General features: G+C 66.9%; 14 protein-coding genes. 9 read left to right on the top strand and 5 right to left on the bottom strand.

Annotated elements, in window-relative coordinates; genetic code table 11:
* The first annotated feature begins 7 nt into the window (after positions 1 to 7).
* Together smeE and smeF are read left to right on the top strand one after the other, a co-directional pair.
* A complete protein-coding gene (gene smeE / locus QP512_RS17465) occupies positions 8 to 3,130 on the top strand; it encodes a multidrug efflux RND transporter permease subunit SmeE (RefSeq protein ID WP_286069941.1) in 3,123 nt (1,040 codons plus the stop codon).
* 97 nt (positions 3,131 to 3,227) lie between these two features.
* The gene (gene smeF, locus QP512_RS17460) at positions 3,228 to 4,613 is read left to right on the top strand and encodes a multidrug efflux RND transporter outer membrane subunit SmeF (protein ID WP_286069939.1); all 1,386 of its coding nucleotides are present in this window, start codon (positions 3,228 to 3,230) and stop codon (positions 4,611 to 4,613) included.
* Positions 4,614 to 4,728: 115 nt separating this feature from the next.
* Here the strand turns inward: smeF and QP512_RS17455 are convergent, their stop codons facing one another.
* The 4 genes from QP512_RS17455 to QP512_RS17440 all read right to left on the bottom strand — a co-directional run bounded on the left by QP512_RS17455 (position 4,729) and on the right by QP512_RS17440 (position 6,541).
* On the bottom strand, positions 4,729 to 5,151 hold the full coding sequence (locus QP512_RS17455) for a low affinity iron permease family protein (protein WP_286069938.1): 423 nt from the start codon (positions 5,149 to 5,151) through the stop codon (positions 4,729 to 4,731).
* A 67-nt stretch (positions 5,152 to 5,218) separates the two neighbouring features.
* Positions 5,219 to 5,554, bottom strand: coding sequence for a hypothetical protein (locus QP512_RS17450; RefSeq protein ID WP_005411085.1), 336 nt, complete (start codon positions 5,552 to 5,554; stop codon positions 5,219 to 5,221).
* Positions 5,555 to 5,629: 75 nt separating this feature from the next.
* A complete protein-coding gene (locus tag QP512_RS17445; RefSeq protein ID WP_286069936.1) occupies positions 5,630 to 5,890 on the bottom strand; it encodes a hypothetical protein in 261 nt (86 codons plus the stop codon).
* Between the two features lie 198 nt (positions 5,891 to 6,088).
* Entirely contained in the window at positions 6,089 to 6,541 is a 453-nt protein-coding gene (locus QP512_RS17440) for a nucleoside deaminase (RefSeq protein WP_107231974.1), read from the bottom strand.
* A gap of 81 nt (positions 6,542 to 6,622) precedes the next feature.
* Between QP512_RS17440 and ubiE the strand changes: the two genes are divergently transcribed.
* From ubiE to QP512_RS17420, 4 genes are all read left to right on the top strand, one after another.
* Positions 6,623 to 7,384 carry a bifunctional demethylmenaquinone methyltransferase/2-methoxy-6-polyprenyl-1,4-benzoquinol methylase UbiE gene (ubiE, locus tag QP512_RS17435; RefSeq protein ID WP_286069933.1) on the top strand — a complete coding sequence of 254 codons (762 nt, stop codon included), beginning with the start codon at positions 6,623 to 6,625 and terminating at the stop codon, positions 7,382 to 7,384.
* A gap of 243 nt (positions 7,385 to 7,627) precedes the next feature.
* On the top strand, positions 7,628 to 9,556 hold the full coding sequence (locus tag QP512_RS17430; RefSeq protein WP_286069932.1) for a M1 family metallopeptidase: 1,929 nt from the start codon (positions 7,628 to 7,630) through the stop codon (positions 9,554 to 9,556).
* 127 nt (positions 9,557 to 9,683) lie between these two features.
* Complete coding sequence (locus QP512_RS17425; RefSeq protein WP_286069931.1) at positions 9,684 to 10,415, top strand: hypothetical protein; 732 nt, start codon at positions 9,684 to 9,686, stop codon at positions 10,413 to 10,415.
* Positions 10,415 to 11,035 carry an HAD family hydrolase gene (locus QP512_RS17420; protein ID WP_286069930.1) on the top strand — a complete coding sequence of 207 codons (621 nt, stop codon included), beginning with the start codon at positions 10,415 to 10,417 and terminating at the stop codon, positions 11,033 to 11,035. Before QP512_RS17425 ends, QP512_RS17420 begins: the two co-directional genes overlap by 1 nt.
* A gap of 385 nt (positions 11,036 to 11,420) precedes the next feature.
* Here QP512_RS17420 and QP512_RS17415 read toward each other — a convergent pair whose 3' ends face one another.
* Positions 11,421 to 12,359 (bottom strand): carbohydrate kinase family protein, encoded by a 939-nt coding sequence (locus QP512_RS17415; protein WP_019660686.1) that lies wholly within the window; start codon positions 12,357 to 12,359, stop codon positions 11,421 to 11,423.
* 283 nt (positions 12,360 to 12,642) lie between these two features.
* Here QP512_RS17415 and QP512_RS17410 point away from each other — a divergent pair, with 283 nt between their 5' ends.
* From QP512_RS17410 to mreD, 3 genes are all read left to right on the top strand, one after another.
* Entirely contained in the window at positions 12,643 to 13,689 is a 1,047-nt protein-coding gene (locus tag QP512_RS17410; protein ID WP_005411077.1) for a rod shape-determining protein, read from the top strand.
* Between the two features lie 121 nt (positions 13,690 to 13,810).
* Complete coding sequence (mreC, locus tag QP512_RS17405) at positions 13,811 to 14,911, top strand: rod shape-determining protein MreC (protein ID WP_286069928.1); 1,101 nt, start codon at positions 13,811 to 13,813, stop codon at positions 14,909 to 14,911.
* Entirely contained in the window at positions 14,908 to 15,393 is a 486-nt protein-coding gene (mreD, locus tag QP512_RS17400; RefSeq protein ID WP_005411075.1) for a rod shape-determining protein MreD, read from the top strand. The genes mreC and mreD overlap by 4 nt, the downstream gene beginning before the upstream one ends.

Here is a 15,393-nt window from a genome sequence, read left to right as displayed (position 1 = left end):
GAACCCCATGGCACGCTTTTTCATCGATCGACCCATCTTCGCGTGGGTCATCGCCATCATCATCATGCTCGCCGGCGGCCTGGCCCTGTTCAAGCTGCCGGTCTCGATGTACCCCAACGTCGCACCGCCGGCGGTTGAAATCAGCGCCACCTACCCGGGTGCATCGGCCAAGGTGGTGGAGGACTCGGTGACGCAGATCATCGAGCAGAACATGAAGGGCCTTGATGGCCTGATCTACTTTTCCTCCAACAGCTCGTCCAACGGCCAGGCCACCATCACCCTGACCTTCGAGAGCGGCACCAACCCGGACATCGCCCAGGTCCAGGTGCAGAACAAGCTGCAGCTGGCCATGCCGCTGCTGCCGCAGGAAGTGCAGCGGCAGGGCATCAACGTAGCCAAGTCCAGCTCGGGCTTCCTGAACGTCATCGCGTTCGTGTCCGAGGACGGCAGCATGGACGCCAACGACATCGCCGACTATGTCGGTTCGAATGTCGTTGATCGTCTGAGCCGCGTGCCGGGCGTGGGCAACATCCAGGTGTTCGGTGGCAAGTACGCGATGCGCATCTGGCTGGACCCGAACAAGCTGCACACCTACGGCCTGTCGGTTGCCGAAGTGACCGCGGCGGTGAAGGCACAGAATGCCCAGGTGGCCATCGGCCAGCTCGGCGGTGCGCCGTCGGTGAAGGGCCAGCAGCTCAACGCCACCATCAACGCGCAGTCGCGCCTGCAGACCCCGGAGCAGTTCCGCAACATCATCGTGCGCGGCGCGCAGGACGGTGCCGAACTGCGCCTGGGCGATGTCGCCCGCGTCGAACTGGGTGCCGAGTCCTACGACTTCGTCACCCGTTACAACGGCCAGCCGGCCAGCGGCCTGGCGGTGACCCTGGCCACAGGCGCCAACGCGCTGGATACCGCCGCCGGCGTGGATGCGGCGCTGGAGGACATGAAGGGCTTCTTCCCGGCCGGGCTGAAGGCCGAGATCCCGTACGACACCACCCCGTTCGTGCGCGTGTCGATCAAGGGCGTGGTGCAGACCCTGATCGAAGCGATCGTACTGGTGTTCGTGGTGATGTACCTGTTCCTGCAGAACTTCCGCGCCACCCTGATCCCGACCATCGCCGTGCCGGTGGTGCTGCTGGGTACCTTCGGCGTGCTGGCCATGCTGGGCTTCTCGGTGAACATGCTGACCATGTTCGCGATGGTGCTGGCGATCGGCCTGCTGGTGGACGATGCCATCGTGGTGGTGGAGAACGTCGAGCGCATCATGTCCGAGGAAGGGCTGTCTCCGCTCGAGGCTACCCGCAAGTCGATGGGCCAGATCACTGGCGCGCTGGTGGGCATCGGCCTGGTGCTGTCGGCGGTGTTCGTGCCGATGGCCTTCATGAGCGGTTCCACCGGCGTGATCTACCGTCAGTTCTCGGCCACGATCGTGTCGGCGATGGCGCTGTCGGTGCTGGTTGCGATCGTGCTGACCCCGGCGCTGTGCGCGACCATGCTCAAGCCGCTGAAGAAGGGCGAGCACCATGTTGCCCATCGCGGCCTGGCCGGCCGTTTCTTCAATGGCTTCAACCGCGGTTTCGACCGCACCAGCGAAAGCTACCAGCGTGGCGTGCGCGGCATCATCCATCGTCCGTGGCGCTTCATGGGCATCGTTGCGGCGCTGTTCGTGCTGATGGGCGTGCTGTTCGTGCGCCTGCCCAGTTCGTTCCTGCCCAACGAAGACCAGGGCGTGCTGATGGCGCTGGTGCAGGCGCCGGTCGGTGCCACCCAGGAACGCACGCTGGAATCGATCGCGGCGCTGGAAAACCACTTCCTGCAGAACGAAAAGGATGCGGTGGACTCGGTGTTCTCGGTGCAGGGCTTCAGCTTCGCCGGCATGGGCCAGAACGCGGGCATGGCGTTCGTCAAGCTGAAGGACTGGAGCGAGCGTGACGCCAACAATGGCGTGATGCCGATCACCGGTCGCGCAATGGCGGCACTGGGCCAGATCAAGGATGCCTTCATCTTCGCCTTCCCGCCGCCGGCCATTCCGGAACTGGGTACCGCTTCGGGTTACACCTTCTTCCTGAAGGACAACAGCGGCCAGGGCCACGAGGCGCTGGTGGCCGCACGCAACCAGCTGCTGGGCCTCGCTGCGGGCAGCAAGAAGCTGGCCAACGTGCGCCCGAACGGCCAGGAGGACACGCCGCAGTTCCGCATCGACATCGACGCGGCCAAGGCGACCTCGCTGGGGCTGTCGATCGACCAGATCAACGGCACCCTGGCTGCCGCATGGGGCAGCTCGTACATCGATGACTTCGTCGATCGCGGCCGCGTCAAGCGCGTGTTCGTGCAGGCCGACCAGCCGTTCCGCATGGTCCCGGAGGACTTCGACCTCTGGTCCGTGAAGAACGACAAGGGTGAGATGGTGCCGTTCAGCGCGTTCGCCACCAAGCACTGGGATTACGGTTCGCCGCGTCTGGAGCGCTACAACGGTGTGTCGGCGATGGAAATCCAGGGCGAACCGGCCCCGGGTGTCGCCTCCGGTGACGCCATGGCCGAGATCGAGCAGCTGGCCAAGCAGCTGCCGGCAGGCTTCGGCATCGAGTGGACGGCGATGTCCTACCAGGAGCGCCAGGCCGGCTCGCAGACGCCGCTGCTGTACACGTTGTCGCTGATGATCGTGTTCCTGTGCCTGGCCGCGATGTATGAGAGCTGGAGCGTGCCGACCGCGGTGCTGCTGGCGGCCCCGCTGGGTATTCTCGGCGCGGTGCTGGCCAACACCTTCAAGGGCCTGGAACGCGACATCTACTTCCAGGTGGCGATGCTGACCACGGTGGGCCTGACCAGCAAGAACGCGATCCTGATCGTGGAGTTCGCCAAGGAGAACCTGGAGAAGGGCGCAGGCCTGATCGAGTCGATCATGCACGCCGTGCGCGACCGCTTGCGCCCGATCGTGATGACCTCGCTGGCCTTCGGCATGGGCGTGGTACCGCTGGCGATCTCCACCGGTGCCGGCTCAGGCGCCAAGCAGGCGATCGGCACCGGCGTGCTCGGCGGCATGATCGTCGGCACGGTACTGGGCGTGTTCTTCGTGCCGCTGTTCTTCGTGGTGGTGCAGCGCGTGTTCAAGCGCAAATCCACGACGTGATGAAATCCGGCAGCGCCGGGCCGTGCCCGGCGGATGCCTCACCGCGTAGCCGCCGGGCATGGCCCGGCGCTACCACCGTGACCCCCAAGGTGTCGCCATGAAATGCTCTTCTCTTGCTGTATCCCTGGCCGCCGCGCTTGCGCTGGCCGGTTGCTCCACCCTGGCGCCGAAAAACACCGCCGTTGCACCTGCCATCCCAGCGCAGTGGCCGGCCGAAGCTGCGCAGGGCCAGGTGGCCGATGTCGCCGCCGTCGGCTGGCGGGACTTCTTCACCGATCCACGCCTGCAGCAGGTCATCGAGCAGTCGCTGCAGAACAACCGCGACCTGCGCGTGGCCGTGCTCAATGTTGAACGCGCACGCGGCCAGTACCGCGTGCAGCGCGCCGATCGCGTGCCCGGCGTGGCCGTCACCGGCCAGATGGAACGTCGCGGTACCGATGCGGGCGTCACCGAGCAGTTCAGCGCCGGTGTTGGCGTGGCCGAGTTCGAACTGGACCTGTTCGGCCGCGTGCGTAATCTCAGCGAAGCGGCGCTGCAGCAGTACTTCGCCGTCGCCGCCAACCGCCGCAACGCGCAGCTGAGCCTGGTGGCCGAGACCGCCACCGCATGGCTGACCTACGGGGCCGACGCGCAGCAACTGAAGATCGCCGAGGCGACGCTGAAGACCTACGAGGATTCGCTGCGCCTGGCCGAAGCCCGTCACGAACGTGGCGGCAGTTCGGCGCTGGAGCTGAGCCAGACCCGCACGCTGGTGGAAACCGCACGTACGGATGCTGCACGCCTGCGTGGCCAGCTGGCCCAGGACCGCAATGCGCTGGCGCTGCTGGCCGGCGGCCAGCTTGATCCGGCGCTGCTGCCGGACAGCATCGAACCGCAGCTGCTGGCACTGGCCCCGCCGCCGGCCGGCCTGCCCAGCGACGTGCTGCTGCAGCGCCCGGACATCATGGCCGCCGAACACCAGCTGCTGGCCGCAAACGCCAACATCGGTGCGGCACGCGCAGCGTTCTTCCCGAGCATCTCGCTGACCGGCAGCATCGGCAGTGGCTCGAATGAACTGTCCAACCTGTTCGACAGCGGCACCCGCGTGTGGAGTTTCCTGCCGAAGATCACCCTGCCGATCTTCCAGGGCGGCAAGCTGCGCGCCAACCTGGCCATTGCCAATGCGGATCGCGATATCGCGCTGGCGCAGTACGAGAAGTCGATCCAGGTGGGTTTCCGCGAAACCGCGGACGCACTCGCGCTGAATGTCAGCCTGGATGAGCAGGTGAGCGCGCAGCAGCGCCTGGTGGAAGCCGCCGAACAGGCCAATCGCCTGTCGCAGGCTCGCTACGACGCCGGCCTGGACAGCTTCGTTACCCTGTTGGATGCGCGGCGTACCGCCTACAACGCGCAGCAGACCCAGCTGCAGGCGCAGCTGGCGCAGCAGGCCAACCGCATCACCCTGTACAAGGTGCTCGGCGGCGGCTGGCACGAGCGTAGCTGAGCAGCCATTCGATAACGGTAGCGCCGGGCTACGCCCGGCGGCGTTTCGTTCCTGCATGACTGACATCTGGGACGGACCGCGCTTCGTGCTCGCCGGGCATGGCCTGGCGCGAGCATCAGATCGCTTCATCATCGCGCGGGGCAGCGCGGCAGGCGCGCACGCGCAGAAGCGCGTCACCGGCCTCGCGGGCCATGCGCTCGTACTCGGCGCGGATCTCTTCCAGTCGCTCCTCGTCCAGCTCTTCCAGATCCAACAGTTCGTTGTTGGCTTCGGCCGTCGCCCGGATCAGCTCGTCCAGCTTGATCTGCATCGCGGCCGTATCTGCGTTCTGCGTGTGCTGGATCAGGAACACCATCAGGAAGGTGATGATGGTGGTGCCGGTGTTGATCACCAGCTGCCAGGTGTCGTTGAAACCGAACACCGGGCCAGTGATGCCCCAGATCACCACGATCGCGACTGCAGCCAGGAAGGTCCACGGCGAGCCGGTGGCGGCCGCGGCCTTCTTGGCGATCGTATTGAACAGGTTTCGTACTTTCATCGTCGTCGCCCCACTCAGGTGACGAGGATGATCGGCAGTGGCCCGTGCAGGCGCCGTGCAACGGCGATCAGGCGCGCATGCGCTGCAACCGCGGTGCCTGCAGGCTGCGCACCGGACTGCTCTGGTAGACGTGCTGCCAGCAACGGTCGACGAACTCGCGCGCCTGGGCTTCACTCAGTCGCGGCATGATCTGCAGGGCGTACTGGGTCTGGAACATCTCGTCACGTTCGGCCTCGCTGGCGCGCGGCTGGGTGATCAGCGAATCGCAGGCGAACTTGATCCACGGCACGTAGGAGCCGAACGAGTTGTGCGGCAGTGCGCCTTCGGCATGTTGGCGGCGCCAGTGGTCAAGCTCGGCGTCTACGTTGATGACCGGAGGAATGGTGGGAACTTCAGCGTGCATGACAATCCAGTTCGGTTGAGTGGAAAGGGAGTGGGGGTTCATCGGAGTGTGGCGTATGTGGCGGTGCATGCCGCGTCAGCGCGATGTGGAGCTGGCGTTGGCATGTCCGACCAACTGCGCATGCTCGACGGCACCGAGATCTTCGGCCAGGTTGGCCATCGCGTTGCACAGGCGCTCGTGGTCAAGCGGATGACGACGGACCAGCTCCAGCTGCATGCGCTGGTAGGCGGTCCAGAACAAGGCGCCGCGGCGGTGCAGCGCATATTGCCGCTGCAGGCGTTCGCGGATCGGGTCGATGATCGAGTCTGGCGTAGGTCGTACGGCGTGCGCGCACATGGCTGGCTCCGCCGGGGAAGGAAGTCCCGGTAACCCCACCCTAGGCGCGGCAGCCGGGCGGGGTGTTATCGCAGCGTGTGCGGGTTGCGCAGCTGACTGCGCACGAGTTCACGGCAATGGCCGCAAACGCTGCCGGCACTAGGGCGTGCCGGCACTGAAGCGTTCATTAAATGGGTTCAACAGGACACTGCGTGGTGATCATTCACCGATGTCTTCGTTCCAGATCTCCGGATGCTGCGCAATGAAACCGCCCAGCAGGTCCACGCATTCCTGGCTGTCCAGGTCGATCACGTTGACGCCGTTTCCGCGCAGCCAGTCGATACCGCCCTGGAAGGTGCGTGATTCGCCCACCACCACGGTGCCGATGTTGAACTGGCGCACCAGGCCCGAGCAGTACCAGCACGGGGCCAGGGTGGTGACCATGATGGTGTCCTGGTAGCGGCGCTGGCGGCCGGCCTTGCGGAACGCGTCGGTCTCGCCGTGCACGGACGGGTCGCCCTCCTGCACGCGGCGGTTGTGGCCGCAGCCGAGCAGGCGGCCGTCGTTGTGGTACAGCGCCGCGCCGATCGGCACGCCGCCTTCGGCCAGCCCCTGGCGGGCTTCGGCGATGGCGGTCTGCAGCAGGGCCTGGTAGTCGGGCGTGGTGATCATGCGGGGGCTCCGGTAAGTCGTGGCCCGCCATGATACGGGCAGGGGGTGCCGCTGGCCCCCGGCGGTGCGATAATCGGGGCCATGAGCGAATCCCCCTACAAAGCCGGTACCACCCATTTCGGGTTCCGCGACGTCGCCGCCAAGGACAAGCAGAAGCTGGTCGGCCAGGTGTTCACCTCGGTCGCGCGCAACTACGACCTGATGAACGACCTGATGAGCCTGGGCGTGCACCGGGCGTGGAAGCGTTACTACGTGGCCACCGCGCAGGTGAAGCCGGGCGACCGCGTGCTCGACCTGGCCGGCGGCACCGGCGACATCGCCGCCCTGTTGAAGGAGCGCGTGGGTGATGAAGGCTCGGTGGTGCTGGGCGACATCAACGCCGGCATGCTGTCGGTCGGCCGTGACCGCCTGACCAACCGTGGCCTGGTGCTCGGCCTGGACTACGTGCAGTGCAACGCCGAAGCCCTGCCGTTCCCGGACAACAGCTTCGACCTGGTGACGATTGCCTTCGGCCTGCGCAACGTGACCGACAAGGACGCCGGCCTGCGCGAGATGTACCGCGTGCTGAAGGTGGGCGGGCAGGCCCGTGTGCTGGAGTTCTCCGAAGTCACCGCCGACTGGTTCAAGCCGATCTACGACTTCCACTCGTTCAGGATCCTGCCGAAGCTGGGCAAGCTGTTCGCCAACGATTCGGACAGCTACCAGTACCTGGCCGAGAGCATCCGCAAGCACCCGCCGCAGGAAGAGCTGAAGGCGATGATGGGGCAGGCCGGTTTCGAGCGCTGCCACTACAAGAACCTGACCGGCGGCATCGTCTCGATCCATTCCGGCTACAAGCTGTAAGCCTTGCCCCTGGGGGCCGACCTTGGTTGGCACTCGGCCGCTGCGGTGATCCGCTCTGGTAGGTGCCGACCTTGGTCGGCACGGGCCTGCCACATGCGATGAGAGATTCGTGCCAACCAAGGTTGGCCCTGCCCGCGGCGCAGCCGCAGGATCGGCCTTGGCCGCATTACCCCGCACCGCGCAACGCCTGCGGGGCCAGAGGGAGGTACCATTGGGGTTTGAACCCCGTAACGGTCCCGATTCATGCGTAATCCGCTGATGCTCCTTCCGCTGGCCGTGGCCCTGGCCGCCGGCTGTTCCCAGGAGGCGGCCGCGCCCGCCGCCGCCCCGACTGCCGAAAAGGCCCCTGCCGCCCCCGTGAACGCCGAGAACCGCAGCCACGACGAAAGCTCGTACGCCGAGCCGGACAAGGTCGTCATCAAGGACATCGCGCTGGATCTGAAGCTGGACTTCGACCAGAAGCAGATCGGCGGCACCGCCACCTACACCCTGGAATGGAAGCAGAAGGACGCCAAGCAGCTGGTGCTCGACACCCGCGAGCTGACCGTGTCCAAGGTCGAGGCCGTCGCCGCCGATGGCGCACGCAGCCCGCTGAAGTTCGAGCTGGCCGCCGCTGACAAGGTGTTCGGCAGCAAGCTGACCATCGAGGCCCCGGAACAGCCGGCCAAGGTGGAAGTGACCTACCACACCGCACCGACCGCCTCGGGCCTGCAGTGGCTGGCACCGTCGATGACCGAGGGCAAGAAGCTGCCCTTCATGTTCAGCCAGTCGCAGGCCATCCACGCCCGTTCGTGGGTGCCGCTGCAGGACACCCCGAGCGTGCGCTTCACCTACAGCGCGCACGTGGTGTCGCGCCCGGACGTGATGGTGCTGATGAGCGCCGACAACGATCCGAAGGCCGCGCGTGACGGTGACTACACCTTCAAGATGCCGCAGCCGATTCCGTCCTACCTGCTGGCCATCGCCGCCGGTGACCTGGTGTTCGAGCCGATCTCCGGCCGCTCCGGCGTCTGGGCCGAGCCGACCATGGTCAACAAGGCCGCCAAGGAATTCGAAGACACCGAGAAGATGATCGGTGCCGCCGAGAAGCTGTACGGCGAATACCGCTGGGGCCGCTACGACATGCTGGTGCTGCCGCCGTCGTTCCCGTTCGGCGGCATGGAAAACCCGCGCCTGACCTTCGCCACCCCGACCGTGATCGTCGGCGACAAGTCGCTGGTCTCGCTGGTCGCGCACGAACTCGCGCACAGCTGGTCGGGCAACCTGGTGACCAACGCCAGCTGGAAGGACATCTGGCTCAATGAAGGCTTCACCACCTACGTCCAGGGCCGCATCACCGAAGCCCTGTACGGCAAGGAGATGGCCGAGATGGAGAAGCAGATCGACCAGACCGACCTGCTGGCCGAAGTGAAGGACATGAGCCCGGCCGACCAGGCGCTGGCGCTGCCGCCGCTGAACGAGCGCGACCCCGACGAAGCCCTCAGCCAGGTGGCCTACGTCAAGGGTTCGTGGTTCCTGGAGTTCCTGGAACAGCGCTTCGGTCGCGAGACCTTCGATCCGTTCCTGCGTGGCTGGTTCGATGACCACGCCTTCCAGAGCGCGAACACCGACCAGTTCGTCGACTACATGAAGAAGAACCTGCTGCCGAAGAACCCGTCGGCCGTGACCGAGGCCGAACTGAAGGCCTGGCTGGACGAGCCGGGCATCCCGGCGTTCGCGGTCAAGGCGCAGTCGCGCAACTTCAGCAGCGTCGATACCGCGCGCATCGCCTTCGTCAGCGCTGGCACGGTGCCGAGCAGCCAGGTCATCGCCGACTGGAGCACGCAGGAATGGGTGCGCTTCATTGACGGCCTGGGCGCGACCCAGCCGCTGGACAAGCTGGCCACGCTGGACAAGGCGTTCCACTTCACCGGCACCCCGAATGGCGAGATCGCCATGCGCTGGTACCCGCTGGCGATCCGCAGCGGCTACGAGCAGGCCAATGAAGGCGCGGCTGCGTTCATCGAGCGCGTCGGCCGTCGCAAGCTGATCATGCCGATCTACGCCGAACTGGTGAAGACGCCGAAGGGTCTGGAGCTGGCCAAGCAGGCCTTCGAAAAGGCCAAGCCGGGCTACCACCCGATCACCACGGCCTCGGTGCAGGACATGCTGGCCAAGGCGGAAGCCAAGTAAGCGGTCGTGCCGGCCGCCGGCCGGCAACCGGTCATTGCTTCACCACCAACGGCGGGGAAACCCGCCGTTGGTGTATCCGCTTTTCGCTGCCGATAGAATCGGGATGCACCCGCAAAGGACCTCCGCCATGAAACGACTGATCCTGCTCACCGCTTGCACCCTGGCCCTGGCCGCCTGCAGCAATCCCGAGGAAGAGCGCAAGGCGCAGGAAGCCGCCGCGGCGGCCGTGCAGGCGCAGAAGGAGGCCAAGGCCGAGGACGTCGCCAAGCAGTACGACATGGCCGTGGCCGCACAGGACTGGGAGCGCGCGCGCCTGCATGGCGCCTCGCTGCTGGACCAGTACAAGGACACCGCCGCCGCCGAGCGCATCGCCGCCGGTTTCGATGATGTAAAGGCCAAGGGCGATGCTGCGCACGACCTGCGCCGCATGCAGGGGCTGTGGCAATACAACCAGATTCCGGTCGGCAGCAAGGGCAACCAGGTCTCGGCGTCGATCTACAGCAAGGAACGGGTGGATGTGGACGGCAGTGGTGCCAAGCCGGTGCAGCTGGTGTTCCGCGATCACCCGGAGTGGAAGCGGCACGCTTACCTGGTGCTGCAGGCCGGTGATTTCCGCTGCCCGCAATGCACGGTGAAGGTGACCGTGGACGACGGCAAGCCGGTGTCGATGGCGGCGTGGCGCCCGAAGACCGATGAAGCCATCGCGATGTTCATCACCGACCAGAAGGCGCTGTGGAAGCTGGCGCGCAAGGGCAAGTCGATCAGCATCGAGTTCCCGGTCAAGGCGGGCGGCACGCGTACGGCCGTGTTCGAGACCGGGGGCGTCGACGCCAGCCGCATGCCGCAGTGGTGGCAGTGATGATCGCGACGGGCAGCGCAGTGCACGCGTTGTCCGCGATCCGGCACTGGGTGTTCGACATGGACGGCACGCTGACGGTAGCCGTGCATGATTTCGCCGCGATCCGCCGCGCACTGCAGATCGCCGCGGAGGAAGACATCCTCGACCATATCGCGGCGCTGCCGGACGCACCGGCGCAGGCCAAGCGTGAGTGGCTGCTGGATCACGAACGCGCGCTGGCCGAGGACGCGCTGCCGGCGCCGGGTGCGGTGAAGCTGCTGCGTGCGCTGGCAGCCGACGGTTGCCGGCTGGGCATCCTGACCCGCAACGATCATGCGCTGGCGAAGCTGACGCTGGACGCGATCGGGGTTGGGGAACTGTTCGACGATGCCGACATCATCGGCCGCGATGAAGCGGTGCCCAAGCCCTCGCCGGATGGTCTGCAGCAGCATCTGCGGCGTTGGGGCATCGGGCCTGCGGAGGCGGTGATGGTCGGTGACCACGCCTACGACCTGGAGTGCGGCCGCGCGGCCGGCACGCATACCGTGCTGGTCAACCTGCCGGAGAATCCGTGGCCGGGTCGCGCCGACTGGCATTTCGCTGATTGCCGCGCCTTGCTGGCTGCCTGGCAGGCCGCATGACCGTGTAGAGCCGAGCCCACGCTCGGCTACTCTGCGGTCAGATCGCGCTGGCGCGCGCAAGCCGAGCATGGCTCGGCTCTACGGAGCGCATGCAACGTGCCGGTGAGAAATTCCGGTAGTGCCGGCCGCTGGCCGGCAGTGTCGACCAAGGTCGACACCTACCAGGGCACAGCTCGCCGATTGCCGAGCGTTGCTGGCGGCCTGGCCGGGCGGCTGACGATGTGGAGCCGAGCCCACGCTCGGCTGCTCTCCGGTCAGATCGCGCTGGCGCGTGCGAGCCGAGCATGGGCTCGGCTCTACACAGCGCAGGCAACGTGCCGGTCGGAGGTCCCGGTAGTGCCGGCCAAGGTCGACACCCACCGAGCAGATGCGCGGGCAGTTCGGCTTACGCGCTCAGCGCGTAACCGAACTGCTGCTTGAACTGCTCGTTGAACTCATCAAAGGTGAAACGCTGGTTCTGCGTGCCCGGGTGCTCGACCTTCAGTGCGCCCATCAGGTTGCCCATGCGGCCGATGGTCAGCCAGTCGTAGCCCTTCTGGATGCCGTAGATCAGGCCGGCGCGGAAAGCGTCGCCACAGCCGGTCGGGTCGACCACGCGGCGCTCGTGCGCCGGCGGGATGTCGTAGCTCTTTTCCGGGGTGTGGATGACCGCGCCCTTCGGGCCACGGGTGGTGATGTAGGCCTTGACCCGGCTGACGATCTCCTTCTCGTCCCAGCCGGTGCGCTCCTGCAGCAGGTTCGACTCGTAGTCGTTCACCACCACGTAGTCGGCCTGGTCGATGAAGGCGCGCAGCTCCGGGCCGTTGAACAGCGGCATGGCCTGGCCCGGGTCGAAGATGAACGGGATGCCGTCTTCGTGGAATTCCTGCGCGTTCTGGATCATGCCTTCGCGGCCGTCCGGCCCGACCAGGCCCAGGGTCACGCCCGGCACGCCGCGCACGTGGTTCTCGTAGGAACGCATCATCGCGCCCGGGTGGAAGGCGGTGATCTGGTTGTTGTCGTGGTCGGTGGTGATGAACGCCTGCGGGGTAAACAGCTCATCGATCACGCGCACGCGCGACAGGTCGATGCCCAGGCCTTCGAAGTACTCGCGGTACGGGCCGAAGTCCGAGCCGACGGTGCCCATCGGGATCGGCTGGCCGCCCAGCAGGTGCAGGTTGTAGGCGATGTTGCCGGCGCAGCCGCCGAACTCGCGGCGCATGCGCGGGACCAGGAACGACACGTTCAGGATGTGCACCTTGTCCGGCAGGATGTGATTCTTGAACTGGTCCGGAAACACCATGATGGTGTCGAAGGCAAGAGAACCACAGATCAGAGCGGACATCGATGTAAGCCTATGCGGTGAATTTTGGGGTGGGCCGGCCCGGTTCGGCGGGCAAGCAAACGGCGCCCTTGGGCGCCCGACGGCGCAAAGGTTACCCGCTGGTGCCGCTCAGGGCCAGAACCGGGTGATGCCCGATCCGGCCGAAAGCCTGTCAAGACGCGGGTTCAGCTAGTTTTTTCCTTGCTCGGCGGCAGGCGGGTTGCTAGGCTTGTCGGCCTCGATTTCTGCCCATTTTTTCGCCATCCCGCGGCGGGCACGACACCCCTCAGGACTCCTTCCTCAGATGTTCAAGAAACTCCGTGGCATGTTCTCCAACGACCTGTCCATCGACCTGGGCACGGCCAACACCCTCATCTACGTGCGCGGGCAGGGGATCGTGCTGAACGAGCCGTCGGTCGTGGCCGTGCGCCAGGACCGTGCCATCGGTGGCACCCGCTCGGTGGCAGCCGTGGGCGCCGAGGCCAAGCAGATGCTTGGCCGTACCCCGGGCCACATCACCACCATCCGCCCGATGAAGGACGGCGTCATCGCCGACTTTACCTACACCGAGGCGATGCTCAAGCACTTCATCAAGAAGGTGCACAAGTCGCGCGTGCTGCGCCCGAGCCCGCGCGTGCTGGTCTGCGTGCCGGCCGGTTCGACCCAGGTCGAGCGCCGCGCGATCAAGGAATCGGCCGAGGAAGCCGGTGCCCGTGACGTGTACCTGATCGAAGAGCCGATGGCGGCCGCGATCGGTGCCGGCATGCCGGTCACCGAAGCCCGTGGCTCGATGGTCATCGACATCGGCGGCGGCACCACCGAAGTGGCGGTGATCTCGCTGAACGGCATCGTCTATTCGGCCTCGGTCCGCATCGGCGGCGACCGCTTCGACGAATCCATCACCAACTACGTGCGCCGCAACCACGGCATGCTGATCGGTGAAGCCACCGCCGAGCGCATCAAGGTCGAGCTGGGCTGTGCCTACCCGCAGGCCGAGGTGCAGGAGCTGGAGATCTCCGGCCGCAACCTCGCCGAGGGTGTGCCGAAGATGATCAAGATCAGCTCCAACGAGGTGCTTGAAGCCCTGCACGAACCGCTGTCGGGCATCGTCAGCGCGGTCAAGCTGGCGCTGGAGCAGACCCCGCCGGAACTGTGTGCCGACGTTGCCGAGCGCGGCATCGTGCTGACCGGTGGCGGCGCCCTGCTGCGTGACCTGGACCGCCTGATCTCCGAGGAAACCGGCCTGCACGTGCAGGTGGCCGACGATCCGCTGACCTGCGTGGCCCGCGGTGGCGGCCGTGCGCTGGAGCTGGTGGACATGCACGGCAACGAGTTCTTTGCGCCGGAATAAGCCGTCCCGGCCGTTCCTGCCCGCCGCGCCCTTCCGGGGTGCGGCCCGCCGTCATGGCGGGCCGGCACCGGCGGGGCGCCCGCGTGTTTCCCTCCCGCCTTCTGCCAGTTGAATCGTTGCCGTGCCGCCCTACGCCGGTCCTCCCGTTGCCTCCCGATCCGGTGATGCCGCCAGCCCCCTGCGGTTGCTGGCCTACCTCGCGCTGGCCATCACCCTGATCGTCCTTGACGACCAGGCCGGCTGGCTGGCGCGCCTGCGTGAGCAGGCCAACAGCCTGGTGCAGCCTGTGTGGGCGCTTGCCGGCCTGCCCGGCAAGCTCGGCAACCAGGTCAAGGATTCCGCGGCCAGCCATACCCAGCTGGTCACCGAGAACCGTGAACTGCGCAACCAGCTGCTGCTGGCCAACGCGCGCCTGACCCGTCTGCAGACCGCTGCGCTGGACAACGCCCAGCTGCGCGAACTGCTGAACGTGGCCGAGCGCAGTGGCCTGGACGTGCAGCTGGCGCCGATCCTGGACATCGACCTGGACCCGGTGAAGCAGCGCCTGGTGCTCGACGCCGGCAGCCGCGAAGGCGTGCACGTCGGCCAGGCGGTGATCGACGCTGGTGGCCTGATGGGGCAGGTGATCAGCGTCACAGGTGGTACCTCCACCGTGCTGCTGCTGACCGACCCTGACCACGCGGTGCCGGTCACCGTGGCCCGCAACGGCGTGCGCCTGATCGTCTACGGCCGCGGCGACACGCTGGAGCTGCGCGACATCCCGCTCAGCGCCGGCGTGGAAGTGGGCGATGAGATCGTCACCTCCGGCCTCGGTGGCCGCTTCCCGGCGGGCTTCCCGGTCGGCACCATCACCGGCCTGCGCCCGGACGACACCCATGCCTTCCTGGTCGGCGAACTGAAGCCGGCTGCCCAGCTGGACCGCGGCCGCGATGTGCTGCTGCTGCGCCCGGGTGCAGCGATCCGCATTCCGCCGGAGTTGCGCCTGCAGCTGGAAGCCGACGCTCCGGGTGGCCCGGCCACCGGTGCTGCTGTACCGGCGGCCACATCGCCCACTGCGGCCCCGGCTTCGGCGGTGGCAACGCCTGCGCCTGCAACGGCGACCCCGGCTGCGACCAACGCGCGCCGCCAGGCCGCGCCGCCGGCCCCATCGCCAGCCGAGGCCGCGTCAACCGTGCCGCAACCGACTGAACCGCCCCCGCCCGCGGCAGAGGCCCAGCGATGAGCCGCCTGCGCGACAACCCGTGGGTGCTGCCGGCCAGCCTGGTGGTGGCCCTGCTGCTGGGCCTGCTGCCGCTGCCTGCGTTGCTGCAGCCGCTGCGCCCGTACTGGCTGGCGCTGGTGCTGGCGTACTGGGTGATCGAGACGCCCGAGCGCGTCGGCCTGGGCATCGCTTTCGCCAGTGGCGTGGTGGCCGACCTGCTGTACGGCGGCGTGCTCGGCGAACAGGCGCTGCGGCTGGTGATGCTGGCCTTCATCCTGCAGCGTTTCCGCGCCCGCATCCGCTTCTTCCCGATGTCGCAGCAGATGCTGGCCATCGGTGGCCTGCTGTTCAACGATCGCATCGTCAGCGCACTGGTGCATATCCTGGTGGGCGAGCCGACCCTGCCGTGGTCGTACTGGTGGGCGCCCTTGCTGGGCATGGGCCTGTGGCCGCTGGTGTTCGTGCTGCTGGACGCAGTGCGTTTCGGCAAGCGCGGGCGCTGA

Origin of the sequence: Stenotrophomonas sp. 57 (assembly GCF_030291075.1) — a bacterium.
GTDB lineage: Bacteria > Pseudomonadota > Gammaproteobacteria > Xanthomonadales > Xanthomonadaceae > Stenotrophomonas.
This window is presented reverse-complemented; position numbering and strand designations above follow the sequence as displayed.

Bases quoted from the DNA above. Each gene is read 5' to 3' on its own strand.
- smeE (WP_286069941.1), top strand. From the start codon at position 8: ATGGCACGCTTTTTCATCGATCGACCCATCTTCGCGTGGGTCATCGCC.
- smeF (WP_286069939.1), top strand. From the start codon at position 3,228: ATGAAATGCTCTTCTCTTGCTGTATCCCTGGCCGCCGCGCTTGCGCTG.
- QP512_RS17455 (WP_286069938.1), bottom strand. From the start codon at position 5,151: ATGAAAGTACGAAACCTGTTCAATACGATCGCCAAGAAGGCCGCGGCC.
- QP512_RS17450 (WP_005411085.1), bottom strand. From the start codon at position 5,554: ATGCACGCTGAAGTTCCCACCATTCCTCCGGTCATCAACGTAGACGCC.
- QP512_RS17445 (WP_286069936.1), bottom strand. From the start codon at position 5,890: ATGTGCGCGCACGCCGTACGACCTACGCCAGACTCGATCATCGACCCG.
- QP512_RS17440 (WP_107231974.1), bottom strand. From the start codon at position 6,541: ATGATCACCACGCCCGACTACCAGGCCCTGCTGCAGACCGCCATCGCC.
- ubiE (WP_286069933.1), top strand. From the start codon at position 6,623: ATGAGCGAATCCCCCTACAAAGCCGGTACCACCCATTTCGGGTTCCGC.
- QP512_RS17430 (WP_286069932.1), top strand. From the start codon at position 7,628: ATGCGTAATCCGCTGATGCTCCTTCCGCTGGCCGTGGCCCTGGCCGCC.
- QP512_RS17425 (WP_286069931.1), top strand. From the start codon at position 9,684: ATGAAACGACTGATCCTGCTCACCGCTTGCACCCTGGCCCTGGCCGCC.
- QP512_RS17420 (WP_286069930.1), top strand. From the start codon at position 10,415: ATGATCGCGACGGGCAGCGCAGTGCACGCGTTGTCCGCGATCCGGCAC.
- QP512_RS17415 (WP_019660686.1), bottom strand. From the start codon at position 12,359: ATGTCCGCTCTGATCTGTGGTTCTCTTGCCTTCGACACCATCATGGTG.
- QP512_RS17410 (WP_005411077.1), top strand. From the start codon at position 12,643: ATGTTCAAGAAACTCCGTGGCATGTTCTCCAACGACCTGTCCATCGAC.
- mreD (WP_005411075.1), top strand. From the start codon at position 14,908: ATGAGCCGCCTGCGCGACAACCCGTGGGTGCTGCCGGCCAGCCTGGTG.